Here is a 24,858-nt window from a genome sequence, read left to right as displayed (position 1 = left end):
GGAATTCCTGTCCTTTTTGCTGTGTTGACTACAGTGATAGATTATTCTACTCTGGTTTATAATATTTTAATAAACTGAAAGATAAACAAGCGGAACATAAAATAAGAATAGAAGCGATTATATAAATTGTACGGACACCGAACATATCAGTAATAATGCCAACGCTAAGCATAGAAAGACCAGAAGTTGTTGAAAGAAGGGCGCCATGTACCGTATACATTTTTTATAATAAAGAAGGGGCGACACTTGATTGTAAAACTGTCGTTTGAGAAATATCTCTAATTTGATAACATGGTCCCATTAGAACACATAGAAAAAGCGCAATAAATCCGCTGCTCGTCATACCATATAAAAATGTAAGAATGCTAAACATAAGAGAGCCAATCGACATGGATCGTATTAAATTGTTTTGAATATAGGAACTCATTTTCCATGCTAATAGACCACCGATTAACGTACCAACATAATAACTTGTATTAATATATCCCCACCATTCTTCGCTTTTATGAAGAATAGACGTAACATATGCCATTGTAATAGCACCAATCCATATTGTCCCTGCGAAAGTTTCAATTAAGTCCATATATGTAACGGTACGGAGAGAAGGATTTTGAAATAAGAGTTTCCAACCTTCCGATAAAGCAGTACTTTTTGAAGAGGGAGGGTCTGCTATTCGTTCAGTATGTATGGTATGTAATGAAAAGTGTAATGCAATGCATCCAAAAATCATCAACATGTTATTAATCATGAGTGTAGATGTAGCGCCAATGAGAAGAACGATAACACTCGTAAATGAATAAGCGGCGGCTTGCGCAATTTGTGTTGAAAAGGAAAAGATACTATTTACTTTTACTAATTTTTCTTTTGGTGTAAGGCGCGGAAGAATGCTGTATAGTAATGGAGCACTCCATCCACTACATAATGAAATGAAAAAAATAAAAGTTAATAGAGCTATAATATTTGTGGATAAGACCGGAAATAAAATCATTAATAATAGTAAAAAGACTGTTTTTAGCCATTGTAGCGTATATAACAACGTATAAGGTGGAAAACGATTTACTATAAGAGGTGCAGAGATGTTAGCAATTAGATTTGTGATAACTTGTAATAGTGGAAAAAGAGCAGTAATAGTAGCTGATTTAGTTGCTATATAAATATGAGTTGTAATAATCATTACATATACGATGTCAGCAAGAGTAATGCATATTTTGGAACCTAAGTAGTAAGTTAGTGACTGGTTTTTCAATAAGAATACCACCTCTAAAAAATAGTATTTAGTAATTAGAATAATTGTAGTTTAAAAATTAAAATTTTTAAAGAATTTCATTTTTTGTCACTTTTTGAAAGGAATTTTCATGTATAATGAAGAATATATTGATATAGTATTATATTAATAATCATTGTAACAGTGAGTATGTACAATAGCTTGTAGCAAACGCCCAAGTGTAAGAAAGGGCGGATAAACCATTCTTTTCTTCATATACATATAGAAAATGAGAAAGAAAGTGAGGGTTGCATATGGCTGCTTGGGTAATTTGGTTTATAATAGCTGGTATTTTATTTATCGCAGAAATGTTGTCGATTACATTTTACATGCTTTGGCTTGGAATTGGGGCTGTTGTCGGAGGTCTTATTGCTTTGTTTGCTCCTGATGCACTACTGTTACAAGTTACTGTTGGTGCAATTGTAAGTTTAACTTTGACATTCTTTACGAAAAGAATTTCAAAAAACTTTCGAGAAGCAAAAGGTTTTACTGATACAGTAGATATGCTTGTTGGTAAAAAAGGGATTGTTATGCAAGCGATTACAAATGAAGCGAATGGTATTGTAAAGGTGGATGGAGATACTTGGACAGCTATTGCAGATTCTTCAATTGATGCTGGAGAAAAAGTCGTTGTTATAAAGAGGCATAGTACTATATTACAAGTGAAAAAGGAGAGTGAATAAATATGGTAGCATTAACGTTAACGATTATATTCGCACTAATTGTAGTTACATTTATCGCATTAACAATTAAAATTATTCCTCAGCAAAAAGTTGGGGTTGTTGAAAGATTTGGTAAGTTTCAACGTATCATGCACCCTGGGTTAAATATTTTAATACCAATTGTAGATCGTGTCCGTGTATATCATGACTTACGTATTCAACAAACGAATGTACCACCGCAAAAGGTAATTACGAAAGATAATGTTCAAGTAGAAATTGATACAATTATTTTCTATCAAATTGTTGAACCAGAACTTGCGACATATGGTATTTCAAACTATGAATATGGTGTTCGTAATATTACTTCAGCAACGATGCGTCAAATCATCGGTAAAATGGAACTAGATGAAACGTTATCTGGTCGTGAAAAAATTTCAACAGAAATCCGCTTAGCGCTTGATGAAGCAACAGAAAAATGGGGCGTACGTATTGAACGTGTCGAAGTTGTTGATATTAACCCGCCAAAAGATGTGCAAGCATCAATGGAAAAACAAATGAAGGCTGAGCGTAATAAACGTGCGATTATTTTAGAAGCTGAAGCAGCAAAACAAGATAAAGTTCTTCGCGCTGAAGGGGAAAAGCAAAGTAAAATCTTGATGGCTGAAGGGGATAAAGAAGCGCGTATTCGCGAAGCTGAAGGTTTAAAAGAAGCGAAAGAATTAGAAGCGCAAGGGGAAGCAAGAGCAATTGAAGAAATCGCAAAAGCAGAACAAAACCGTATTGAATTGCTTCGTGAAGCGAATATAGATGAACGTATACTTGCTTATAAATCATTTGAATCATTAGAAGAAGTTGCAAAAGGACCAGCAAATAAAGTCTTTATTCCGTCTAATGCAATTGAAACACTTGGTACTCTTGGGGCAATTGGAGAAATATTTAAAGAAAAACAAGCGAAGAAACTACCTTCAAATGATACAGGAAAAGAACAATAAAAGTGAGGAAGAGAAATGGGATACCATTTCTCTTTTTTTGTGCGTATATTCCGAAAAGCTTGTACATATCCATGTATAAAGAAGGTGATGCAGTGAAAAAGTATGCAACTCGAATACATGGGAAGAAACTAATTTCGTTACTCCTTTTATATGCGCTAATAGTAATTATGATAGCGTCGATTCTGACGTCACTTTTACATACAATGAAATCGAATTATGCAAATCAATGGTTTGGAAAAGTATCGATGCAAGGTTTTGTTCAAATGATAGAAAGTGAGAATCGCTATTATGGATTTGATTATTTTAAGCAGAATAAACGAGAGTCAGTTGGGAATTTAATGTTCTCTATTGCGACAGATTTGAAGATTAAAGATTTAAGAACATTTGTCGGTAAAGAAGTACCTGGTATGTCAAAGTATTATTCTAACATTATCGTAGCTGGGGAAGGGACAAACTTGACGAATATCCCAAATGAATCTAGTGTACCGATTGAAGAAGTAACGAAAGAGCGGAAAGTAGCAAAAGATAAAGTTACAGAAGCGGAAAAGAATAATCCGGTTCAGAAAAAGAACGGAGCGAAAAAAGGTGAGAGTGCAGTATATATTTATCATACACATAGCTGGGAATCCTTCTTTCCATTATTACCAGGGGCAACTGATCCATCTAGCCCAGATGTAAATGTGTCCTTACTAGGAAAACGTATGAAGGAACAACTTGAGGGGCAAGGAATTCCAGTAATTCACGATAAAACGAATATGGGTGATTTATTAGCGAGTAAAAAGTGGGTATGGTATCAGTCATATAAAGCGTCTCATGAATATGTAAAAGAAGCATTAGCACAAAATAATAAAATTGCGTTTCCGATTGATATACATCGTGATGACCAGCGTAAGAAAGTAACAACAAAAGTAATTAACGGGAAATCGTATGCAAGATTATATTTTATAATTGGGATGGAAAATGAAAGGCGTGCTGAAAATGAAAAAATTGCAAGAGCAATCAATAGTTATTTAGATGAAAACTACTACGGATTAAGTAGAGGGATTTTTCCAAAGTATAAAAAAGATGGAAATGGCGTTTATAACCAAGATTTATCGAAAAATGCGATGTTAATTGAAGTTGGTGGTGTTGATAATACGTTAGATGAATTATATAACACAATTGATGTGTTAACAGAAGCGTTTAGTAAATATTATTGGAATGATGCGGAAAAAGTGAATGGATGAGGGACGGGAGACCGTTCCTTTTTTATTTTGAAATCTTAAAATGTGATATAATGGAATTTTATGAATGTTAAATAAAGGGAGAGAGAAACATGCAAATACTACTAATACGCCACGGAGAATCAGAAGCTGATATTTTACATGTGCATGAAGGACGAGCTGATTTTGAGTTAATTGAAAAAGGGAGACAACAAGTACAAAAACTTGTACAGAAAGTGAAAAAAGATTTTGCACCAGATTTCATTTGGGCAAGCACATTAAAACGTGCTCGTGAAACGGGTGAAACATTAGCAGAAGTAATTGGTTGTCCAATTCAATTAGAAGAGGAATTAATGGAGTTTAATAATGGAATACAAGCTGGCTTATCATTTGAAGAAGCAAAGAAATATCCAGAACCAAAGTTTCTTCATGACCGTTTTGAAAACGGAGAGTCATTTATTGAGTTTCGAATGAGAATAGAAGGGATTTTTTCTAAAATTGTGACAGAGAATACATATGATCGAATTGCGATTGTTGCCCATGGAGGCGTAATTAATAGTCTATTACGTGCATTTTTCAATATGCCAATTTCAATGGACTACTATTTCAAAATGGGAGATACGGGAATAAGTTTAATTGAAATTGAGGGTGAACAAAAAACGGTGCATTTCATTAATGATACGAATCATTTGGACGGGATGTAAAGACTTATGTACAAAGTTGCATTTTTTGATGTTGACGGTACGCTTTTAAGCGAGATTGATAGAAGTATGCACGAAAGTACAAAAGAAGCGGTACAAAGATTAATAGATAAGGGGATTCACGTAGTTGTTACAACAGGGAGACCATATAGTTTATGCTCACAATTTAAGGGGTTAGGCATAAATACGTATATTTCTGCAAATGGTGCACATATAAAATGTGGGGAAGAAGTTATACATAAATCAGTACTTTCAAGCGAAATCGTTCATGATATTTCAAATTTTGCTGAATTACATGGTCACAGTGTTTCTTAATGTGATTATAACAGGGTTTTTAAACCCTGTGGCAACATTTTGGTACCTTTTTTACTAAATCTTCTTCTATAAATGCAATTACTTCTGCTTGTTTTGAAGGGTATAGGTGGCTATACGTATTTAGGGTTGTAGACACATCTGAATGACCAAGACGTTGTGCTACTATAAGTGGACTTACACCCTTGTTAATTAGATATGATGCATGGGAATGCCTAAATTCATGTAACAAGATTCTTTTAACACCAGCGTTAATTACATAGTTTGTATACTTTCTATCGAGAGTGCTTGCTGATATGCTAGTATAAAATTCGCCAAACACAACGTAATTAATTTTGATAGGTGATTTTACTGTAGCATGCTCTTTTAAATTTTTCAATAAATCGATTACAAGAGATGGTAACATAATAATTCTATTTGAGGATTTTGTTTTTGGTTTTGTAATTTTTCTGTTAAACTCTGTTTTATTTATATTTATTGTTTTTTCTTCAAAATTGATATCTTCCCAAGTTAAGGCTAGTAGCTCCCCTTTTCTAGCACCGCTATAATAAAGTGTCGAGAAAAAAGTTTTATATAATAAATCGTCTACACTATCAATAAATTGATGAAATTCATCAAACTCCCAAAAATTCATTCGTTTATTCGATTCCTTTTCGAAATTTCCAGCAATGCGTGCAGGATTGTTTGTTAATCCATGAAATTTAATTGCGAAGTTGAATATGGAAGAGAGTACAGTATGAATTTTTTTTAAATGGTCTGCGGAATAGTTGTTAATAATTTTATTTTGATAATGCATAATGTGTTTGGCCGTAATCTGGTCAATTTTGATTTTATTAAATTCTTGGATTAAATGATTGTATATTATATTTCTTATAACGTTTATTGATGTGTGCTTTCGTCTTTGGCAATACCAATCAAAATAACTATCTGCGACTTGAGCAAAAGTTAAGCTAGAGTTCGTCTCTTTTTCAACCAACATTTTTGCCTCAGCTTCACGTGCCTCCTTTTTCGTTTTAAACCCACGACGCTTTACTTGCTTTTGAGTACCATCAAACTGACGTACTCTGACAACGAAGAAATAGGTTCCGCGTTCTTTATCTTTGTAGACCACCATAGGAATCCCTCCTGTATATATAAAGATTGATAATTCAATTTATTGAGTAGATTATAACGTGTTTGTTACCAAAAGAAAAGGCTCCCAAAATAAATTGAGAGCCTTTCCTTGACTTGAACCACTTTAATTTTAATAACATATTACCTACATGAAAATAAAATTGCTGTTTAAAATAGTATACTATATTTAAATCCGAAAATACTCCAAAAATAAAATTCCCCACTAGGATTAGTGGGGAGATTGGTTAGGGACACCAATCAGGATGTTGCAAGTAAGGATAAAATCATACTACCATAAAAAGGGGTTGACACATATTGAGAAAGTTCTACATTTATTTCTTGTAATATTGTAATGCGATTTAAAATTGGTTGGGTACATTCATCAAAAATTGGCTGGCTTCTGGATTTAATTTCGGTAGAATATAATAAAAATGAACCAATATTCATTAAAAATGGAAAATGTGCCAAGAAATTTTTATGGAAATACAACGAATTTTTTGGCACATATATTTATCAAGTTGTAAGGGATGGAAGAGAATGTAGGTTCGTGATAACATTAATCTTGTATACAGTATATGGGTTTCTATCTAACTAATAGACAGAATAATCACAAAAATAATAATTTAAAACATAAAAACTCGCAGAGCGTGTGTAAGAGGTGATCGTGACAAAACCGCTCACACCGTTCATCCTACTACCTTAGGACAAACATTTGCATCATACGAGTTCCTTCTTAGTTTAACAGATATTCATCACTCGTAGTGCAGTTTAGAGGTTGAGAAAATAGGATGGTGGATTTTTATGTATTTGAGGGGGGAGGAAATATTCTTATGCGCTTTCATCAAAAAATATGTGATTTGATTGAAGACAGGGAGGATTTAACTTTAACAACTGTGGCTGAAAAAATTGATGTTCCACTACAATATATGTCGAAATTCAAAAAACAAGGAACAATTAGTTTTTGTAATTTACTTAAACTATCGCATGTTATGTCAGTAGATACAGCTGAATCAAAAAAAATGATGCATAACTGGTGTTTAGAATTAAATTCTACAGAATTAATTAAACAGAGTTTCGAATATGCGGCTATTATTAGAGATATCGAATTACTAAATGCCCTTATTAATAAGTATTCAAGTGAAGAAACATCTATAAGAGAATACGTAGGTGTATATAAAATTTTGTACGACTACATGAAAGATACATTGCAAGGGAATGATATAGAGATAGAATTAGATAGATATGGAAAAATTCAAGATCCAGTTTTACGGGTTCTATCAGATATTATGAAATGTTACAATTATTATTTTGATAAAAATTTTGAACGTATGCTTACAATTGGGAATGAAATTGAGAATTCCATCTTGACTGTGAGCGAAAGTCGAAAATTGTTTATAAGGAATTGTTATATTCACCGAGTTGCAGAGTTATTTTGTACAGTTTGTTTGCAACTTAATGATTTAGAGGCTACTAGGCATTATGCATACATCATAATTAATGCGAATATTTGTAATAAAACAGTTGCTGATGCATATTATCGGCTAGGTATGTCTTATTTGACAGAGGATAAAAAAATGTGTTTAGAGTATCTTGAACGAAGTCATGAAGTTGCTCAAAAATCGGGGATATTTGAATTAGAACAAGAGACCAAGCATAATCTTATATTGGCAAAAATATACTATGAAGATAGGGTATTGAATTTTACAGAGATTGATCAAATAAAGAAGGCTTTCTATCAGAAAGACGATGATGATTTTGTTATCTTTTTTAAAGCTATTGCAAGTAAGGATTATGGGATTATGCATGAAGTTCTTGAACAATTTTTTGCCCAATCTAATTATTTTTTTGCTGGTTTAATTGCAAGAAAGTTATATAATGGTGGTGATAGTCATCCAACATTAAAATGGATTATGGGATACAAAAAAGAGAAAAGAGGGATCAATTTTGAAAAAAATTGTATTAGTAATTTGTGCAATGACATTCATATTACCAATAACGGACAAAGTGCTAGAAACAAAGAATTATCAATTGAATAAAATACAAAAGATGGAAGAAGGGTCGAAGCCTGGGGGCTGAAACTTAAAAAGACAACTTTTGCAGTTGTCTTTTTTTATTTTTCAGGTTTCTATTGTGCTATTTAGTAGCTAAAAATTTATTTTTAAAAGTTTTGCGAGTAAGCTATTTAACAAATTACAAGATGATAGAATGTATGTAGATAGAGATGAAACCAGGAGGAATGGAAATGACGAAAGAAGAGATTGTAGAATTATTTTTGAAAACAATAGATGAAACGCAGCCTGAATTAGTGGAGGAGTACATAGAACAAAGTTTTAAAATTTAAAAAATAGCCCGTCTCTAATATGAGGGGCTATTTTTTTCGTTATTATGGTATTCTTCTAGTGTTTTGGTGATTGCGAGCATTTGTTGTAGGACAATGTCCTGTTTATCTTCAGGTAATGTATCTAATCGTTCCATAATTTCCTTAAACTTGTTGTGTTTTTTTATATCTAATTCGGTACTACGTCCTAGTATAAAATCCGTTGTTACTTCTAGTATTTCAGATAATTTTGCAATAGTATCTGGTGAAGGAAAACGTTCTTCGGACTCATAATAACCAATTACACGAGACGAAGCGCCTACCTTTTTTCCTAGCGTTTCTTGTGTCCAGTTACGTTGTTTTCTTAGTTTTTTTATTCTAGCACCTATACCTGTCATTTTCATCACCTCATAAGGTTGTTCACTTGAACAACCTGTTCTCTTTAGAGACAATCATAGCACATTATGTTCGGAAAGTCATTGACAATGTATAAATTATTCGATATGATTAAAATCGAACGAAACGTTCTATTGAGGAGGCAGACATGAAACAGTCAATTATTTATCATAAAATCGCTAAACATTGTGGTGTTACTGAAAGATATATAAGAATGTTGGATAAGAAAGAACGGATTCCATCAATGGAAGTTGCTAAAAAAATTTCTGACTTTTTAGATGAACCAATCGAAGAGATTTTTTTTAATTGTCATACGAACGAAACGTTCGTATTTAAACGGTTTTATCCAAAGCTAATTGAAGGAAACACTTCAATTAAGCGTTAATGTGAATAAAATTTAAACAAGGAGCGATCCCCATGCATAAAAACCTATACATCGCTAGAAAAGAACAACGCATGACACAAGAGAAAGCAGCAAATTTGATTCATATTGCACCGAGAACCTATTTTGCTAAAGAACACGGCAAAAGTGATTTCACCCTAAAAGAGGCTCAAAAACTAGCAAAATACTTCAAAACAACAGTGGACGAGCTGTTTGAGAAATAGAGGGAGAGGAAACAAGTGAAAAACGGTAAACGACCAACGAAGCGAGAGAAGATACATATTAACTCGTATAAGTTAAATCCAGAAAATTGGTTGATCTATAAGAAAGCGGATGGACGGATACATTTGGTTCATCGTCATACGAACTCAAGACGAGTCATTCCAAGTGCGTAGGGTGGACAAGCATTATTACAAATGAGGAGGATTTTTTATATGAATGAATTAACAGCAGCAAACGAACAACCCTTACATAATGAACTGGTATTTGAAAAGAATGGTGAGGCAGTAACAGATAGTTTAATGATTGCTGAAATGTTTGGCAAACGACATGACAATGTCTTGTCAGATATTAAGCTTCAAATAGAATATGCAGGAGAAGAATTCTCACTCCTAAATTTTCAGGAGTCAAATTATAAAACAGATAGAGGACGAAGTTACCCAAAGTACAATTTAACAGAGGAAGCATTTACATTAGTTGTTTTTGGCTATAACACGAAAGAGGCTGTACAAACCAAAATTCGATTTATACAAGAATTCAAGCGCATGAAAAACCACATCCAGAACCAACAACAAGTTCCAACAGACCCCGTGAGTATTTTAAAACTGACCTTTGAAGCATTAGAAGGACAAAAACAAGAACTCCAACACATTAAATCAGATGTAAAAGATTTACGAGAAAACGCACCACTATTTGCAGTAGAATGCGATGAAATTTCAAACGCAGTAAAGCGTCATGGTGTTGCTTTATTAGGTGGTAAACAGGCAAATGCGTATCAACACGCAGGATTGAGAGGGAAAGTGTATCGGGATATTTATAACCAGTTATACCGTGAATTTGGTGTGACGAGTCATAAAGCTATCAAACGTTGTCATTTAGAAATAGCAGCGCAGATTGTTAAAGAGTATACATTGCCAATTGTATTAAGTGAAAAAATTAATTTAGTAAATTCGCAAATCAAGTTTAAAGAGATGTAGAAAGGAGAAAATATCATGACCAAATCTGTTCTAACAAAGGATCTCGGCAAGAAACAAATACTAGAGGAATTTTTACAGCATTGTGAAAAGAAGCAAGTTGAAGCGCTGCAAAAGAATGATCCATATCAGTTTTGCATCTGGATCAAAGAAGCCCGATTAGCCCGAAGGGAATTGGCGGCACTCTATCGTGCGAAAGAGAAACATGATGAGGAACGTACGCATATAAAAGAAATTGTTCATCGTTTGAGAAGTGTAGGCGTGAATGCGGATGTTGTGGAAAGGGCGCATTATATTACGCTTTCTGAGGAGGTTAGCTGAATGCTAGAAAACCCAAACACCATAGGCAACCAACACAATTCCTCCAGAAAAGATTTCGAACATTATTGTAGCGACTGTGACGGTGAATTGTATTTCGGTATGACGTATTACGAATTTGAGGGGAATCTTATTTGCGAAGATTGTCATGGGAAGTTTTTAGAGCGACACGGCACACGTTTTGTCGCAGGGGAATAAAAAAGAACTCACGGCAATGAGTTCCTTAGAAAAAATAAATTTGAAGTTAGTATAACACGGAGAGTGAGTGAAAGAAACATGCAGGCGAAAGTATTAGCAAATACATTACATATGGATCGCAAGGCTTGGTTAGAAGCACGTAAGCAAGGATTAGGCGGTTCAGATGTGGCAGCCATTGCTGGCTTAAGTAAATGGAAGTCGCAAGTACAGGTGTTTCTTGAGAAAACACAAGCTATTGAGCAAGAGGATGTACAAAGTGAAGCTGCGTATTTTGGGAATGTACTCGAGGAAGTAGTCGCACAAGAGTTTGCTAAGCGTACAGGACTAAAGGTACAGCGTCGAAATGCCATCTTACAACACCCAGAGTATCCTTGGATGCTTGCAAATGTGGACAGGCTCATCGTGGGAGAAAGAATTGGATTAGAATGCAAAACAGCATCTGAATATTTGAAAAAAGAATGGAAGGATGAAGAGGTCCCTGTTGCTTATCTTCTCCAGTGTCAGCACTATATGGCGGTTACAGGCTATGAAGCATGGTGGATTGCCGTATTAATTGGTGGCAACAAATTCGTGTACAAAAAGGTCGAGCGGGATGAGGATATAATCCAGTATCTGATCAACATGGAACGGGACTTTTGGCTGAATCACGTCGAAAAGGATGAACCGCCTATGTTTGATGGTTCAGAGGCATCTACGCAGCTACTCAAGCAAATGTATCCAGAATCTATTGAGGATAGTTCTATCAGTCTAGGAAAGCAAGAAGAGCTACTCATTGAAGCGAGAGACCAAGTAGATAGAGAAATGAAGGTACTACAAGAACAAAAGGCAGAGTATGAGAACAAGCTGAAAGCGAAATTAGGTTCTCATGAAAAAGCGACAACGGAGAATTACACCATTCATTGGAAGTCCTATACGAGTAATCGTTTTGACAGTAAACGGTTTAAAACAGACCATCCGGATTTATATAAAAAATACGCAAAAGAAACTATATCGAGAAAATTTATCGTGAAATAAAAAATAGGGAGCGGGTTACATATGGCAACAAATGAAAAGTTAAAAAATCAATTGGCAAATCGAAAAGAAAGTGCCCCAGTTACACCAGAACAAACCGTAGAAGCATACATGAAGAAAATGGCGCCAAGAATGGCGGAAGTATTACCGAAGCATATGGATATGAACCGTATGAGTCGCATTGCCTTAACAACAATCCGGACAAACCCAAAGCTTTTGGAATGCGCAGTTCCTTCTCTTATGGGAGCTGTGATGCAAGCCGTACAGCTAGGATTGGAACCAGGATTATTGGGGCATTGTTATATCTTACCGTATAAGCGTGAAGCCACATTTATCATAGGCTATAAAGGGATGATTGACCTCGCAAGACGGTCTGGTCATATTCAAAGTATTTATGCCCATGCTGTACATGAAAATGATGAATTCGAGTATGAGTTGGGGCTACATCCTAAATTGGAGCATAGGCCGTCACATGGGGGCCGTGGTGCGTTTATTGGAGCGTATGCAGTCGCACATTTTAAAGATGGTGGGTATCAAATGGAATTCATGCCGAAAAGTGAAATTGAGAAACGCCGGAAACGTTCCGCTTCCGCTCATTCTAGCTATAGCCCTTGGAGTAGCGACTATGAAGAAATGGCGAAGAAAACCGTGGTTCGTTACATGTTTAAATACTTACCGATTAGTATTGAAGTGCAGACACAAGCGCAGCAAGATGAAGTGGTGCGAAAGGATATTACGGAAGAGCCGGAGTTTATTGAAGTGGATCCAATCGAAGGAGAGCAGGTAATAACAGAAGATGCTGGACAACAAGAATTCCCGATTGAAGGATGAGCAAATCAAAGGTGCTCCTCTCCCGTAAATTGTGGGAGAGAGCGCAATCCAAAGAAGAACTAAAGCTTTCTATTGCAAGATATATACAGACTGGGTATCCAAACTATCGAATTGAAAAAGTTATTGTGGAAAACCAATCATACATCGCAATTTGCAGAAGGGAATGAACCTTGTGGATTTTCAAAGTGAAGTGTTTGACATCATTCATACGTTTAGTGGACAAGCAAATAAAATCGTTGTCAATACAGTATTTATTGACCTTGTAGATGACTTAGAAACAGGTTTGTTTTTATCACAACTTGTATATTGGTCAGATCGTACAACAAGAGAAGATGGTTATTTTTATAAAACGGATAGCGAGTGGCATGAGGAAATCCGAATTAGTAAATACGGTGTTCGAAAAGCAAGAAAAAAGCTAGAGGAAATGAGCGTTCTGAAAACGTATGTGAAAAAGGCAAATGGTGTTCCTACTGTACACTACAAACTAGATAAAAACCGTTTTTTCGAAATGATCATTTCCTTTTTGCGAAATCGAAAAAAGGAAAGTTCGAAATCGAAAGATGGAAATTGCGAAAACGAACTTTCTTTAACAGATATTACTACAGATATTACAACAAATATAGATGATGATGTAGATAAGCATCCCTTGATTGATGAGGAATTTCAGAAAAGTTATCAGTACTTACTGCAGAACAATATTCCGCTAAGTGAAACAGCTCTGCAAGATTTGGGAGAGTTTTGTGATGTGCTAGGAAGTGAAATGGTGGTAGAAGCTGTGGATCGAGCAATTGACCAAAATGCAAAACGTTGGAAGTATATCAGCGGTATTTTATCCAATTGGCAGAAAGGCAATGTCAAAACAATGGCGGATGTGATGCAACTGGATGAATCATATAAAAATCAAAAAGGCGGTGGGGAACATGCAACACGTGGGAGACGCAATGGCGGAAATTATCAAGCGGGCAGAAGCTATGAGGAAGAAGTTGCAAGCCGAGAACGAAACATGCCAAGTTACATCAAACGCGTATAAGTGCTCAACATGCCAGGATACGGAAGTACTGTTTTACGAGGAAGTGAATGAATTTGGAATGAGGGTATCGGTGCAGAAGGATTGTTCGTGTAAAGTGCAACGAGTGATCGAACGAAGGTTGAAAAATGCAATGATTCCAGAAGAGTTTGCACAAGCGAGATTTGATTCGTACCAACAAGAGACAGAAAAACAAAAGTTATTGTATGGCACGATCGTAAAATATTTGCGTAATTTTGAAGAAATCAAGGGGACGAAACAAAATAGCTTAGGCTTTATCGCAACGTTTGGTGAGCTCCGTATTAAACAGTTAGAACCATCCAAACGAGCACAGGCAAAGCGGGAACATAACAGTTTTGGTCTTGGGAAAACACATTTGCAAGTGGCGGCAGCAAAATATCTCATGAAACAAGGATATAGCGTATTACTGATTTCGGACGGGACGTTCATGGATGACCTTATTGCAGCAAAGATGATGAATGATGACAAAAAAGAATTCAATCGCTTATTACATGCCGCAAAGCAAGTAGAAGTTCTAGTGTGGGATGACTTAGGGAAATCCAAATGGTCAGAAGCAAAAGAAAATTTGTACTACCAGATTATTGATTATCGATATCGTCATAATTTACCGATTCTGTATAGTTCAAACGAAGATGACGAGACGTTAGGTGAAAAGGTAGGTTTTGCAGCAAATAGTCGTTTAAAGGGCATGAGCAAAGACTATATGGTTGCTGTTGAAGGCGAAGATTATCGGGAGAAGGAGTGAAGGCTATGAGCAAAGTGTCAGCTGAAAAGAAATTGGAGTTTATTGAATGGGTAGTTGACAATCTAGAACGGAAAATCAGAAGAGGATTTGCTTCTTTGGTCACGTTTAGTGACGAGAGATTTATAAACCGGATTCATTTCGTAGAAAATGCCCGCAAATATCCGTATGGTATCGAAATTTCGGCTGCGTGTTCAGAAGGAGAAGCCTCAGTATTTTATACACCTTATGGTGTATTCAAACGTTTGGCAGCGCCATACGAACATTTTGTAGAGAATGAGAATCCAATCTACATCCAAATTAATTTCAAAGGGAAATATGAGAATGTGCAGTACCTGGATGTACTAGAAGACGATGAATGTTCCTTGCAGACGTATTTAGACGGGGAAGATCATGATGCAATCGAAAATCTCCTCACAAAACAACTCATCGATTATGCACTCGACACGAAGGATGAAGCACTATTTAAAAAGCTGGTTATGAAATAAGGGTGAGAGGGATTGAGTAAATACAACAACAAAAAAGTGAACCTCGATGATTACGTGTTCGATTCACAAGCGGAAGCAAATTATTACGAAGACTTAAAAATACGCAGTGCAGGAGGCGAAATACAAGGATTTGAACGACAACCCGTATTTAAGTTACAACCAGCATTCAAGAAACATAACAAGAGCTTTCAAGCCATTACATACATAGCGGACTTCTTGGTGTACTTGCCAAATGGTGAGATAGAGGTCATAGACATAAAAGGCGTCATTACCGAAACGTTCAACGTAAAAAGAAAGTTATTTGAATATAAATACCCGCACTTACAGCTGATTTTGCTGAAGCATGTGAAGAAATACGGTGGTTTTATCACATTGGATGAGTACAACAAGTTGCAACGAGCGGAGAAAAAAGCGAAAAAACAGAATAAAGGGAGCGGATCATAATGGCATATATCGAATTTAAACCGGTGTTGAAGAAAGTGAACTTAAAACCTGATGGGAAGAAAGAGATTGTGTTAGAAGTAACAGATTCCTCACTACAAGGGAAATTGGATTCTCTGTCTGAAATGATTGATGCGAAAGTATTTGTCTCGCTAGAGTCTATGCAAGTCAACTTTAATGTCACGATTAATGCGAAAACAAATGAACCAGTTACGCAGTACGAAGTCGATGAGAAAGGAATGGTGCAAGAGGTAAAATCAACGTTCGAGCAAATGGAAGCGGATTTAGATATGCCAGAAGAAAAGATGCAGACTCGTGAAGAAAAAGAACAAGCGGACCGTGAAGTTATCGATGCGTTTATCATTAGCGGTTTAGCACCGAACTTTGAGGGTATGCCGAATAAACTTCCGGATATTGTGAAACGCCGTCTGGAAGGAGAATCCTACTTAAAATTGGCAAATGAGTTGAATATGTCTTCTGGTCAAATTATCGAGGTAATCGATGAATATCGTAAGCGTGTAGCACCATTAGCGATAAAGTGGCATGAGTGGAAAGAACAGCAGCCAGAAACAAAAGAAGAGCCAAAGAGTGAGGAGACAGCGGATATAAAAAAAGAGGTCGCTTTAGAATCAACGCAGCCATCAGAAGAATTTGAAATAACAGATGAGGACAAGTCATTTGAAGAAGAGCAAGAATAAATCTATACGGATTCAAATATTAAATCTACAAGATGAACACTGCGTAGGATGCAAGAAAATGCCGGCATACAGGAAGTCAGGGAATCGTAAGACTTCCTGGTGTGCGGATAACTGTAGGATTGGGAAGCGAATCAAACAATTAGGAGAAACCTTACTGGAAGGGAGAAATGAAACGATGGCAGAACAACTGGCTGAAGAAAGAAATTGGGATGCATTATGCGAGAGAGCGGAGAAATTACGAGGTGAAAAACTATCTTGGGCAAAAATTGCAGACCGTCTTGGTGTGAGTGAAAGTACCTTGTATTATAACGTTGCAAAACGACGAGAGAAAAAAGAGAAGGCTAGGAGACGTATAGGCGTATCTAAGCTATTCACCACAAAAGAAAAGGCTCAGGGAACAAACAATGAAAACGGAAAAAGTGTGATGACTACTCCTGTACTTTTGAAAGAAAAAGAACAACTCTTACAAACCCTACAGACAGAACAAGAAGCGAGAAAAGGAATCGAAGCGGAATACGAACGTATCAAGAAACAGTTACAAGAACAGGAAGAAGCATATACGATTTTACTGAATGAAAGTAACCAGTTAAGCGAAAAGAAATGGGAAGTCGAAGCTGAACTACGAAAAACTCAAATTAGAATCAACGCAGCGGAAGAAACGGCTGATATGGAACGGAAGCACCGCCTAGAATGTCAAGCAAGGGCACAAGCATTAGGCATCGCATTGAAAGCCATATTGTAGGTGAGAGACATGAAGCTCACCAGAGAAGAACGCATCCAGCTTACGTATCAGATTGGCGATATCATCGAACAGAAATGTAGACGGTGTTATTACAATCGTTCAGATGATGCGAGTTTCAGTATCAGCATTTGTGCGAATTGCCCGACTGGTCAGGAGTTACGCCAGTTGGGTAGGTATTTTGATACAGAGCCGAGACAACGCGCAGGGAAACCTGGAAATATTCCGGATGGATTGACGCCAGCCCGTGTAAGGGAACTCAATGACCAGGGGATTCCAGACAAAGAAATCAGTCTCATGTTTGGACGAAGTCCTTCCTACGTTGGAAAACTGAAAAATAAATGGAGAAAGCAAGGAGTATGGGAAGGACCAAATCGGGCACCGAAGAAATCGAAGAAACGGAAAAGAGGAAGCGGAAATGATGAAAGCGATTGAAGATGTGAGAGCGATGTCAGATGAGGAATTTATGAGGAAATATGAAAATTTGGTGCATCACTTTATCTGGAAGAGATACAAAGGCAGGTTAGATATCGTAAAAGGGAATACAGGTTTGGAGATGGAGGATTTAGTGCAGTGCGGGATGATGGGTCTCATAAAAGCGAGAAGGGATTTTAATCCTAATCTGGGTTATCAGTTCTCCACGTATGCGATACCGAAAATTCATGGAGAAGTTGGAAAGCTCATTATGAATAGTCACAAGATAAAGGTGCCAAGAAATTTATATATACTAAGAGGAAAAATGATGAGGCAAGGATTGATGGAGGAAGATGCAGAGACGATTTGTAAACAACTGGGTGTGCCTCTTCCGAAAGTGAACGAGGCATTGCAATATCAACTCAATACAAAGTCTTTACAGGATGTCATGTATACATCAGCCAGTGGTGGTCATGAAGAAATTTTGTTAGAAGACATGCTGGAAGATACACAAGCAATACATAAGGTGGGAGAAGTGGAGAATCATATGATCCTTCAATCATTTTACCAAACACTGGAGCACCCAGAATTGATCGTGTGGGATATGCATGCGAAACATAAAACGCAGCAAGAAATTGGGAATAGAGTGGGGAGATGTCAGGTGCAAGTAAGTCGGATATTGAAACGAATTCAGAAAAGAGCGAATGAGTTTGGGAAAGAGCAGGGATTAGCGGAATAGTATTACATTGGAATGTATGAGAGATAAGAGTGAAAGGTCCCTATTACAAAGAATAGGACCTTTCACCGGATGCATCATGATTAAGAACCAAGTTGAACAACTGTTAATGCGGCAGCGCGTATATCCACAGTTCCAAGTAATTCAACTGGTACAATTCGAATGACATTCCCAGGATTTAAATTAATAAGAATAACACCACTGGATATATCTACTTCACCAGTACCAGTCACATTAGAGCGTATTGCTGTACCGGATCCTGCAATAACGTTGTTGGTTGTATTTAATGACAAGAAGAAACGACCGGCTCCTGGAGCTGTTGGTATATTATCAAGACTAATCGTTAATGTGTAACTGATTTGATAAATACCAGCTCGTTGAATTTGAATACCATCGCCAACACTTACTGTATCATGTATGACAGGAGCAGGAATGTTTGGATTTGGACTCACGCTAGGTAATGCTAAGGGTGTGAATAAGGAAGCAAATTGAGGTGAAGTGGCATTAAAAGCGAAACCAAAAGCTGGAAGCGTGCTAGCTTCGTATGCTTCACAATTCATTTCATTACATTCGCAATCGGAAAAAAACATGAATTTCACTCCTTTCTTCCTAGTTAATGAAATAGACGAGTTTTCGGTTCTAGAAAAGTGAAGGTGTAGATAATAAGACTAAAAATATTTTATGAGGGAGAGATAGAAATTGAACCAATTTCAAACATTTTCACATCACATGTTCGGAAATCTAGAGATTTTGATTATGGAGGGGAAAGAGTACTTTCCAGGGACAGATGTTGCAAAAGTATTAGGATACACGAATCCGCACAAAGCAATTAGGGATCACTGTAAACAAGAAGGGGTGAACGAAACGTTAGTCTCTCTGAATAGCGGTAAACAAATGAATGAGGATGGGTGGGCGTTTTGCCCAGTGGTCTTCTAGATTGGAAGCTTGTATGTATTGTGAGTCCTTGTGAATAGTGGTAAACAAACGAAAAAAGACGGGGGAACGTTTCGTTCGGTGGTTATTTTAAAATGGATGTTCTTACCGAAAATAGCAGAGTAGTTGTGTCACAAAATATAACAACGAGGGGAATTGAAAGAGATGAAGCAAATGCAAACATTCGCACATCACATGTTCGGTAATTTAGAAATCTTAATTCAGAATGGAAAAGAGTACTTTCCAGCAATCGATGTTGCGAAAGCTTTAGGGTACTCAAACCCTCATGATGCTTTAAGTAAACATTGTAAAAAAGATGGGGTCGCGTTTTGCGAGGTCATCGATTCACTAGGGAGAACACAAGAGAAGAAGTTCATCAATGAGGGGAATGTGTATAGATTAATCGTCAAATCTAAACTCCCACAAGCGGAACAATTTGAAAAATGGGTGTTTGAAGAAGTACTCCCCAGCATTCGAAAACACGGGGCTTACATGACACCGCCTACGATAAACGCTTTACTACAAGATCCAGATTTACTCATCAGTTTGGCGTCTCAACTCAAACATGAGCAACAGGCAAGGGAAGTGGCTGAGCAAAAGAATCTCATGTTAACCCAACAAGTCGCAGAGCATGCATCTAAGATTACATACCTCGATCAAATTCTTCAGTCAAAAGATACAGTAACTGTTGCACAAATTGCAGCTGATTATGGGTTATCAGCTGTACGATTAAATAAAATCTTAAAGGATGAGAAAGTACAGTACAAAGTAAACAATCAATGGTTGCTATATGCCAAACATCAAAATAAAGGGCATACAAAATCGCAAACAATTGATGTGACACATTCGGATGGCAGCAAGTCTGTAAAGATGAATACACGCTGGACGCAAAAAGGAAGGTTGTTTATCCATGATATGTTGACGAAGCGAGGTATTATTCCAGAAATGGATAGAGAGGCTGTTTAAATTTTATACTGTAGAAAAGCGACCTAATAGAACCGGGTAAATTTGCGTTAGAATCTTTTTTGAATGTCGTAGGTATCGGACAGACAATAGGTCTTTAAAAAGAATAGTAGGATGCTTAAATCAAAAATAGGGATTGTACCAAAAAGAGGAACCCTTTTGTAAGAGTTCCACAGGTAGCTGACAAATGAACAAGAAAAAACATCATAATGTATGTGTAGTATATCTCAGTTTTACAAGGTTATACAAAAGTCATCGAAAAAGTAAGTACAAAACTGCGATGATACTGAATAATCCTATCCAAGCATAAAAGAAATAGCCGAAATAACGAATCCATTTTGGTAATTGGCTCATGTTGACTTGATTCGTGGGAATACCTTGCATTTGGAACATCATTTTTTGATCGCGATCCCTATTATCCTGTTGTTCATACATGATATCAGCGCCTTTCTTACGGTTGTATATGTAGTATAGCAGATTAGGTAGGACAAAGTATAGAAAGTTTAGAGTGAATAGAATAGAAAGGAGAAATAATAAAGCAGTTAGCAAAAGCTAACTGCTCAGTTGATGAAAGGAATGCGAATATGCTCTTTACACCTTCAGACATTGTGGGCTATATATCAAGCCTATGAATAGTATGAGTTAATTTTTTCTTTTTATACAAACAATAAAACGAGCACTTGTGCCAGCGTGCTCGTTCTTGAAGCCTAAAGTTGATTCATTCTTGTTATGTGTGTGAGTCATGAACAAATAATGATTCGACAAGTAAGGATTCGAGATAGCATATGTCTCTTGGGTAAAAAAGGTACAAAGAAAAAACAGCTAGCCAAAAATAGCTGTTTTTCCTTTTCAAGGACTAGAAGTGTTTAGTTAACAATTCAATTCAGGAAGGAAGCCGCGTCAAGGCTTAGTTACAGTGTGCACGAAACATAAGATTTTATGCAGGAGGGGAACGATGAATCAATTATCTTTTTTTACATATGTCGATGAGAAAGAAATCCGCCCTTTTGTGATAGAAGAATTAAAGAAGTATAAGGTATTACGTGTTCGGTTTCAGAATCAGCGAGAACGAATGGAGATAGGTGCAGATATCTTATTTCCGGAATTACGAAAGGTAGATGTTCATGAACTCAAGTACAGACAATTACATCGTGCATTTGAACATGCTTTAGATCAAGATGAACAACGTATATTGGAAATGAAGTATATGAGTGCGACAGAGTTAAACGATGATTATATTTATACGGTATTAGGGATGAAGCGCGGTAAGTTTTATCGGAAACGAAAGTCAGGGATTTTGAATTTTGCAACTGCATTAGAGATGATATGAAAATTTATGGAACTTTTGGGGTACTGTTTGGGGCACTAAATCGGGTACCTTTTTAAGTTGGAATCGGAGGTACGATATTCTTACAGTTCCTGTTTGGAAGACAGGAGGCTGTGGGGATAGCGTATCCACCATCATGTGAAGTGATGTGAGTGGGCCCCATTATCAAAACGTTACCGAAGAACGGGCATGGGCGGTAGGAACCCGCGATAGGACGAAAAGACCAAGGGAATTTATATATGACCACGGTACGGTGTCGTACCTTTTTTCGTATTAAAATTTTTCTTTCCTCTTTGCGTTGATGTTAAATGAGAACGGTAGGTTTCTGTTGTTTCCTGCTGTATAATGAAAACACGCATGAAAAGAGGTAATCAAACTATGCTAGAGGAGAGAGAATGCGATGGAAGAAAATAAGAAAAAAGAATGGATATCTTGGATGAAAATAATAGGGATTGCACTTGGGATTGCCTTCCTTGTTCGAACGCTCGTATTCGCGCCTTCGTTAGTGCAAGGTCAATCAATGATGCCAACGTTAGAAAATAATGAGCGAGTTTTCGTTAATAAAATTGGTTATAGTATCTATGGATTAAACCGTTTCGATATCATTGTGTTCCATGGTGAAGAAGGATATGATTTAGTGAAACGGGTAATTGGTTTGCCAGGTGATACAGTTGAATATAAAAATGATGTTTTATATGTAAATGGGAAAGCAATGGTAGAGCCGTATTTAAAAGAGTTTAAAGAAAAAGCAGCTGGTCATGTATTAACTCCAGATTTTAACTTAGAAAAAATAACAGGAGAAACAAAAGTACCGGAAGGAAAAGTGTTTGTCTTAGGAGATAACCGTGAAGTTTCTAAAGATGGTCGTATATTTGGCTTTATTTCAGAAGATGAAATTGTTGGAAAAGCACAAGCTGTTTTTTGGCCACTAAAACAGGTAAGAGCATTATAAAGTTAAGAAAAAGTATGGAGGGTCATTTCTTCCATGCTTTTTCTTATGTGAAGGCGGAGAAGAAACATGTTATTTTTCAAAAGAAAGAAAAAGAAGGAACAGAATAAGAAAGTAAAGCAAGAACATGGAAACAGAAATAGCGATGGTACAACAAATGATTGGTTGATTCACAATGCGATGGCATCAAGTGCAAGCCAATCCAGTTCGGATTACGGTGGCTATGATAGCGGTAGCCATTCATCTTCTTGTTCTTCACATTCTTCGTATGATGCAGGAAGTTCATTTGATAGTTCGTCAAGTTGTGATTGAGTAGCCGAAGGCCTACTTTTAATTTAGGAGGAGTATGAAGATGGGGAATAAAAACAACAACATGAAAGTTGGAATGGTTGAATTAAGAATGCAAGTTATTGGACTACAACAACGATTGAAGAACTAATACGAAGAGTAACTATGTTAGAAGAGGGATTAGCAATGAAAGCTGATATCAATCACGTGAGAGAAATAGCTGAACAATCTGTAATAATTAAAAAGATTAACGATAGTAAATCGGTAGGGATGGATTGTAAAGTTGGAGTTTCATTAGATGGAAGAGTTGTAGCGGAATCTATTGTCGAACATACAGCTGATTCAATCAAATGTGGCGTAATTAAAGGGAGTGAGATAAATGAAACTAAATAAACAAGAACAAGCGGTTGTAATTGGTACATTCATTTCAATGTTAGGACAGGATATTGTAAATGAACGCATTGATAAAAAGAAATTAGAAAGTGTACTTCCTATCTTTAATGAAATGCAAGATAATACAACACCAAAGCAAAAGAGAGAAGCGATGATTAGTTTGCTTGGTAAAACGTTGGATGAATTCTTAGAAAAGTAGCTATAAAAAAACGGAAAAGTAACTCGTATTGGGGACGAATTACTTTTCCGGATGACAATGTTAACTCTATTATAACAAGTTGTATTTATTTGTAAATATATAATCGGAATATTCTTTCTAAAGGAGTGAGATAGATGCAAGTCTACTGTTCTAATTGTCATGAACATTACGAGATGCAACTACAAGTAACATAGATTCTGTTGTACTTGAGTAACCGAATGGCTATTTTTTAAAATTGAAGGGTGAGAATAATGAATAAAAAGGATTTAATAATCAAACTAATTGAGGATTGTCGGATAACGATGAATGAGGCGAGGGTGCTACAAGATTTGGAGCCTGTTCCAGATACACGATACGACCGTTTGTATACGAAAATAAACGAATAACAGGGGGAATAAAGATTTTGTGGGTATTAGGGTATCTCATTATAGGTATGGTGTATGCATCGATTCAAATGCGACCCACTTTGCATAAGATGTTGAAAGAAGAGGGGGGTGATGAGAAAGGAGAAGCAATCGCGATGGCCGTTGTACTTATGCTCATATGTTTGTTTGCTCCATTATGGCCAGCATTGTTGACATTCAGAGTGATAAAGCTATGTAGTAAGGGCAGTGGTACAAGTGCCAAGTAAACCGATGAAGCCATGCACTTCACCAATGTGTACAGCGTTAACGAAAGACAAGTACTGTGAGAAACATCAAGATAAGATACAGGAGAACACCAGACATTATGATAAATACATACGAAACAAAAGCTCACGTTCCTTCTACAACTCAAGACTGTGGAAGGATATGCGTGAGCTTATGTTTCGTAGAGATCATGGCTTATGTGTGCAATGTAGAAGCAAGGACATTATCAAGATAGGAGATGTAGTCGATCATATCATTCCGATTCGTGTTGATTGGTCGAAACGATTAGAACCAACAAACTTACAAACACTCTGTCATGCTTGCCACAACAAGAAAACAAAAGAAGATGAGAAGAAAAAATGATAAACAGCCCCCCACCTTGAAAAAGCAAGTAATGGTGCCCTGGAGACCGCCGCCAAGCTTTCCGTGTAAAAAGTTCGTTTTATTCTATAAAAGGGGGTTCAGCTGAGGGAGGTGGTTCACATAGGAAGGAAAGCGAAGCCGATTCATTTGCATTTATTAGAAGGTAATACAAATCGATTGACAAAGGATGAAATCGAACAACGATTAAAAGCTGAAAAACAGTTACAAGCAAAAAAAGACAAGGTAAAGCCACCAACGTGGTTAGATTCAGTTGCAAAGAAAGAATTTAGACGGATTGCTGGTGAATTATTAGAGTTAGATGTTATTACAAACATAGATGTGAATACATTAGCAACGTATTGCGATGCTTACTCTGACTATGTTGCATGCACCAAAATTATACGAGAAGAAGGACTTCTTGTTGAATATACCAATAAGGCAGCTGAAACCAATAAGGTTCCCCATCCACTACTTACAAAGAAGAAGCAATTGCATGAGCAAATGAAGGCTTTGGCTGTTGAGTTTGGTCTTACACCGAGTGCAAGAGCGAAAATTGTCATTCCAAATCGTAAACAAGGTCCGAAAACAAACGTAGAAAAGGAGTTTGACGTATAAC

35 protein-coding genes and 3 pseudogenes are annotated in these 24,858 nt (G+C 36.6%); 33 read left to right on the top strand and 5 right to left on the bottom strand.

Annotation, left to right across the window (positions count from 1 at the left end; genetic code table 11):
- Positions 1-46 precede the first annotated feature (46 nt).
- Positions 47-1,246 (bottom strand): annotated as a pseudogene (locus MHI28_RS06765) (MFS transporter).
- A 272-nt stretch (positions 1,247-1,518) separates the two neighbouring features.
- On the opposite strand from MHI28_RS06765, the gene MHI28_RS06760 reads away from it, so the two are divergent.
- The 5 genes and pseudogenes from MHI28_RS06760 to MHI28_RS06740 form a co-directional block, all read left to right on the top strand.
- Positions 1,519-1,947 (top strand): NfeD family protein, encoded by a 429-nt coding sequence (locus MHI28_RS06760; RefSeq protein ID WP_000741974.1) that lies wholly within the window; start codon positions 1,519-1,521, stop codon positions 1,945-1,947.
- A gap of 2 nt (positions 1,948-1,949) precedes the next feature.
- Positions 1,950-2,918, top strand: a complete 969-nt coding sequence (locus MHI28_RS06755; protein WP_000226256.1) for an SPFH domain-containing protein — start codon at positions 1,950-1,952, stop codon at positions 2,916-2,918.
- A gap of 20 nt (positions 2,919-2,938) precedes the next feature.
- Positions 2,939-4,144: a stage II sporulation protein P gene (gene spoIIP, locus MHI28_RS06750; protein WP_374058747.1), complete on the top strand. Its 1,206-nt coding sequence runs from the start codon at positions 2,939-2,941 to the stop codon at positions 4,142-4,144.
- Positions 4,145-4,233: 89 nt separating this feature from the next.
- Entirely contained in the window at positions 4,234-4,824 is a 591-nt protein-coding gene (locus tag MHI28_RS06745; protein ID WP_340827724.1) for a histidine phosphatase family protein, read from the top strand.
- Positions 4,825-4,830: 6 nt separating this feature from the next.
- A pseudogene (locus tag MHI28_RS06740) lies at positions 4,831-5,133 on the top strand (HAD hydrolase family protein); the annotation flags it as partial.
- A gap of 22 nt (positions 5,134-5,155) precedes the next feature.
- Here the strand turns inward: MHI28_RS06740 and MHI28_RS06735 are convergent.
- Positions 5,156-6,247, bottom strand: coding sequence for a tyrosine-type recombinase/integrase (locus MHI28_RS06735; RefSeq protein WP_098678217.1), 1,092 nt, complete (start codon positions 6,245-6,247; stop codon positions 5,156-5,158).
- Between the two features lie 829 nt (positions 6,248-7,076).
- Between MHI28_RS06735 and MHI28_RS06730 the strand changes: the two genes are divergently transcribed.
- Complete coding sequence (locus MHI28_RS06730; RefSeq protein ID WP_098856540.1) at positions 7,077-8,282, top strand: AimR family lysis-lysogeny pheromone receptor; 1,206 nt, start codon at positions 7,077-7,079, stop codon at positions 8,280-8,282.
- A gap of 319 nt (positions 8,283-8,601) precedes the next feature.
- On the opposite strand, the gene MHI28_RS06725 is transcribed toward MHI28_RS06730, so the two are convergent.
- Entirely contained in the window at positions 8,602-8,961 is a 360-nt protein-coding gene (locus MHI28_RS06725) for a helix-turn-helix domain-containing protein (protein WP_098687089.1), read from the bottom strand.
- A 146-nt stretch (positions 8,962-9,107) separates the two neighbouring features.
- Here MHI28_RS06725 and MHI28_RS06720 point away from each other — a divergent pair, with 146 nt between their 5' ends.
- The 16 genes from MHI28_RS06720 (at position 9,108) to MHI28_RS06645 (ending at position 18,201) form a co-directional block, all read left to right on the top strand.
- Complete coding sequence (locus tag MHI28_RS06720; protein WP_098282341.1) at positions 9,108-9,344, top strand: helix-turn-helix transcriptional regulator; 237 nt, start codon at positions 9,108-9,110, stop codon at positions 9,342-9,344.
- A 32-nt stretch (positions 9,345-9,376) separates the two neighbouring features.
- Positions 9,377-9,565, top strand: coding sequence for a helix-turn-helix transcriptional regulator (locus MHI28_RS06715; RefSeq protein ID WP_023523419.1), 189 nt, complete (start codon positions 9,377-9,379; stop codon positions 9,563-9,565).
- Positions 9,566-9,580: 15 nt separating this feature from the next.
- A complete protein-coding gene (locus MHI28_RS06710) occupies positions 9,581-9,736 on the top strand; it encodes a DUF6906 family protein (protein WP_180231840.1) in 156 nt (51 codons plus the stop codon).
- 39 nt (positions 9,737-9,775) lie between these two features.
- Positions 9,776-10,537 (top strand): ORF6C domain-containing protein, encoded by a 762-nt coding sequence (locus MHI28_RS06705; RefSeq protein ID WP_098856537.1) that lies wholly within the window; start codon positions 9,776-9,778, stop codon positions 10,535-10,537.
- A 15-nt stretch (positions 10,538-10,552) separates the two neighbouring features.
- On the top strand, positions 10,553-10,855 hold the full coding sequence (locus tag MHI28_RS06700) for a hypothetical protein (RefSeq protein ID WP_000167565.1): 303 nt from the start codon (positions 10,553-10,555) through the stop codon (positions 10,853-10,855).
- Entirely contained in the window at positions 10,856-11,050 is a 195-nt protein-coding gene (locus MHI28_RS06695) for a hypothetical protein (protein WP_098856538.1), read from the top strand.
- Positions 11,051-11,128: 78 nt separating this feature from the next.
- Positions 11,129-12,064 (top strand): YqaJ viral recombinase family nuclease, encoded by a 936-nt coding sequence (locus MHI28_RS06690; RefSeq protein ID WP_340827721.1) that lies wholly within the window; start codon positions 11,129-11,131, stop codon positions 12,062-12,064.
- Positions 12,065-12,085: 21 nt separating this feature from the next.
- On the top strand, positions 12,086-12,892 hold the full coding sequence (gene recT / locus MHI28_RS06685) for a recombination protein RecT (RefSeq protein WP_340827720.1): 807 nt from the start codon (positions 12,086-12,088) through the stop codon (positions 12,890-12,892).
- A gap of 172 nt (positions 12,893-13,064) precedes the next feature.
- Positions 13,065-13,922 (top strand): DnaD domain-containing protein, encoded by an 858-nt coding sequence (locus MHI28_RS06680; protein WP_098856536.1) that lies wholly within the window; start codon positions 13,065-13,067, stop codon positions 13,920-13,922.
- Positions 13,876-14,685, top strand: a complete 810-nt coding sequence (locus tag MHI28_RS06675; RefSeq protein WP_030028828.1) for an ATP-binding protein — start codon at positions 13,876-13,878, stop codon at positions 14,683-14,685. The genes MHI28_RS06680 and MHI28_RS06675 overlap by 47 nt, the downstream gene beginning before the upstream one ends.
- Before the next feature lie 5 nt (positions 14,686-14,690).
- Positions 14,691-15,170 (top strand): YpiB family protein, encoded by a 480-nt coding sequence (locus tag MHI28_RS06670; RefSeq protein ID WP_242316665.1) that lies wholly within the window; start codon positions 14,691-14,693, stop codon positions 15,168-15,170.
- Positions 15,171-15,182: 12 nt separating this feature from the next.
- Complete coding sequence (locus MHI28_RS06665) at positions 15,183-15,614, top strand: DUF1064 domain-containing protein (protein ID WP_144517403.1); 432 nt, start codon at positions 15,183-15,185, stop codon at positions 15,612-15,614.
- Positions 15,614-16,309: a 2-methylcitrate dehydratase gene (locus MHI28_RS06660; protein ID WP_144517405.1), complete on the top strand. Its 696-nt coding sequence runs from the start codon at positions 15,614-15,616 to the stop codon at positions 16,307-16,309. Before MHI28_RS06665 ends, MHI28_RS06660 begins: the two co-directional genes overlap by 1 nt.
- A gap of 58 nt (positions 16,310-16,367) precedes the next feature.
- On the top strand, positions 16,368-17,051 hold the full coding sequence (locus tag MHI28_RS06655; RefSeq protein ID WP_242316663.1) for a zinc-finger domain-containing protein: 684 nt from the start codon (positions 16,368-16,370) through the stop codon (positions 17,049-17,051).
- Positions 17,052-17,060: 9 nt separating this feature from the next.
- Positions 17,061-17,483 carry a hypothetical protein gene (locus MHI28_RS06650; protein WP_098856396.1) on the top strand — a complete coding sequence of 141 codons (423 nt, stop codon included), beginning with the start codon at positions 17,061-17,063 and terminating at the stop codon, positions 17,481-17,483.
- The gene (locus tag MHI28_RS06645; RefSeq protein ID WP_340827719.1) at positions 17,467-18,201 is read left to right on the top strand and encodes a sigma-70 family RNA polymerase sigma factor; all 735 of its coding nucleotides are present in this window, start codon (positions 17,467-17,469) and stop codon (positions 18,199-18,201) included. Before MHI28_RS06650 ends, MHI28_RS06645 begins: the two co-directional genes overlap by 17 nt.
- A gap of 80 nt (positions 18,202-18,281) precedes the next feature.
- Here the strand turns inward: MHI28_RS06645 and exsF are convergent, their stop codons facing one another.
- Entirely contained in the window at positions 18,282-18,788 is a 507-nt protein-coding gene (gene exsF / locus MHI28_RS06640; RefSeq protein ID WP_340827718.1) for an exosporium protein ExsF, read from the bottom strand.
- A gap of 109 nt (positions 18,789-18,897) precedes the next feature.
- On the opposite strand from exsF, the gene MHI28_RS06635 reads away from it, so the two are divergent.
- Both MHI28_RS06635 and MHI28_RS06630 read left to right on the top strand, forming a co-directional pair.
- Positions 18,898-19,134, top strand: a complete 237-nt coding sequence (locus MHI28_RS06635) for a BRO-N domain-containing protein (RefSeq protein WP_429699444.1) — start codon at positions 18,898-18,900, stop codon at positions 19,132-19,134.
- 162 nt (positions 19,135-19,296) lie between these two features.
- A complete protein-coding gene (locus MHI28_RS06630) occupies positions 19,297-20,097 on the top strand; it encodes a phage antirepressor KilAC domain-containing protein (RefSeq protein ID WP_340827717.1) in 801 nt (266 codons plus the stop codon).
- A gap of 249 nt (positions 20,098-20,346) precedes the next feature.
- Here MHI28_RS06630 and MHI28_RS06625 read toward each other — a convergent pair whose 3' ends face one another.
- Complete coding sequence (locus MHI28_RS06625; protein ID WP_030028814.1) at positions 20,347-20,529, bottom strand: hypothetical protein; 183 nt, start codon at positions 20,527-20,529, stop codon at positions 20,347-20,349.
- 520 nt (positions 20,530-21,049) lie between these two features.
- On the opposite strand from MHI28_RS06625, the gene MHI28_RS06620 reads away from it, so the two are divergent.
- From MHI28_RS06620 to MHI28_RS06580, 9 genes and pseudogenes are all read left to right on the top strand, one after another.
- Positions 21,050-21,424, top strand: a complete 375-nt coding sequence (locus tag MHI28_RS06620) for an ArpU family phage packaging/lysis transcriptional regulator (RefSeq protein WP_098856398.1) — start codon at positions 21,050-21,052, stop codon at positions 21,422-21,424.
- Positions 21,425-21,821: 397 nt separating this feature from the next.
- Complete coding sequence (lepB, locus tag MHI28_RS06615) at positions 21,822-22,373, top strand: signal peptidase I (RefSeq protein WP_065485560.1); 552 nt, start codon at positions 21,822-21,824, stop codon at positions 22,371-22,373.
- Positions 22,374-22,439: 66 nt separating this feature from the next.
- Complete coding sequence (locus MHI28_RS06610) at positions 22,440-22,682, top strand: hypothetical protein (RefSeq protein WP_065485558.1); 243 nt, start codon at positions 22,440-22,442, stop codon at positions 22,680-22,682.
- 73 nt (positions 22,683-22,755) lie between these two features.
- Positions 22,756-23,051: pseudogene (locus tag MHI28_RS06605) on the top strand (hypothetical protein).
- On the top strand, positions 23,038-23,250 hold the full coding sequence (locus tag MHI28_RS06600) for a hypothetical protein (RefSeq protein WP_098856399.1): 213 nt from the start codon (positions 23,038-23,040) through the stop codon (positions 23,248-23,250). Before MHI28_RS06605 ends, MHI28_RS06600 begins: the two are co-directional and overlap by 14 nt.
- A 251-nt stretch (positions 23,251-23,501) precedes the next feature.
- The gene (locus MHI28_RS06595) at positions 23,502-23,636 is read left to right on the top strand and encodes a hypothetical protein (protein WP_256425422.1); all 135 of its coding nucleotides are present in this window, start codon (positions 23,502-23,504) and stop codon (positions 23,634-23,636) included.
- 17 nt (positions 23,637-23,653) lie between these two features.
- Positions 23,654-23,881 carry a hypothetical protein gene (locus MHI28_RS06590; RefSeq protein WP_257156165.1) on the top strand — a complete coding sequence of 76 codons (228 nt, stop codon included), beginning with the start codon at positions 23,654-23,656 and terminating at the stop codon, positions 23,879-23,881.
- Positions 23,871-24,242, top strand: a complete 372-nt coding sequence (locus MHI28_RS06585; RefSeq protein WP_098709978.1) for an HNH endonuclease — start codon at positions 23,871-23,873, stop codon at positions 24,240-24,242. The genes MHI28_RS06590 and MHI28_RS06585 overlap by 11 nt, the downstream gene beginning before the upstream one ends.
- A gap of 111 nt (positions 24,243-24,353) precedes the next feature.
- Positions 24,354-24,857: a phage terminase small subunit P27 family gene (locus MHI28_RS06580; protein ID WP_340827712.1), complete on the top strand. Its 504-nt coding sequence runs from the start codon at positions 24,354-24,356 to the stop codon at positions 24,855-24,857.
- Position 24,858: the final 1 nt, after the last annotated feature.

The organism is Bacillus sp. FSL K6-0268, from assembly GCF_038005425.1.
GTDB classification, from domain to species: Bacteria; Bacillota; Bacilli; order Bacillales; family Bacillaceae_G; genus Bacillus_A; species Bacillus_A thuringiensis_S.
This window is presented reverse-complemented; position numbering and strand designations above follow the sequence as displayed.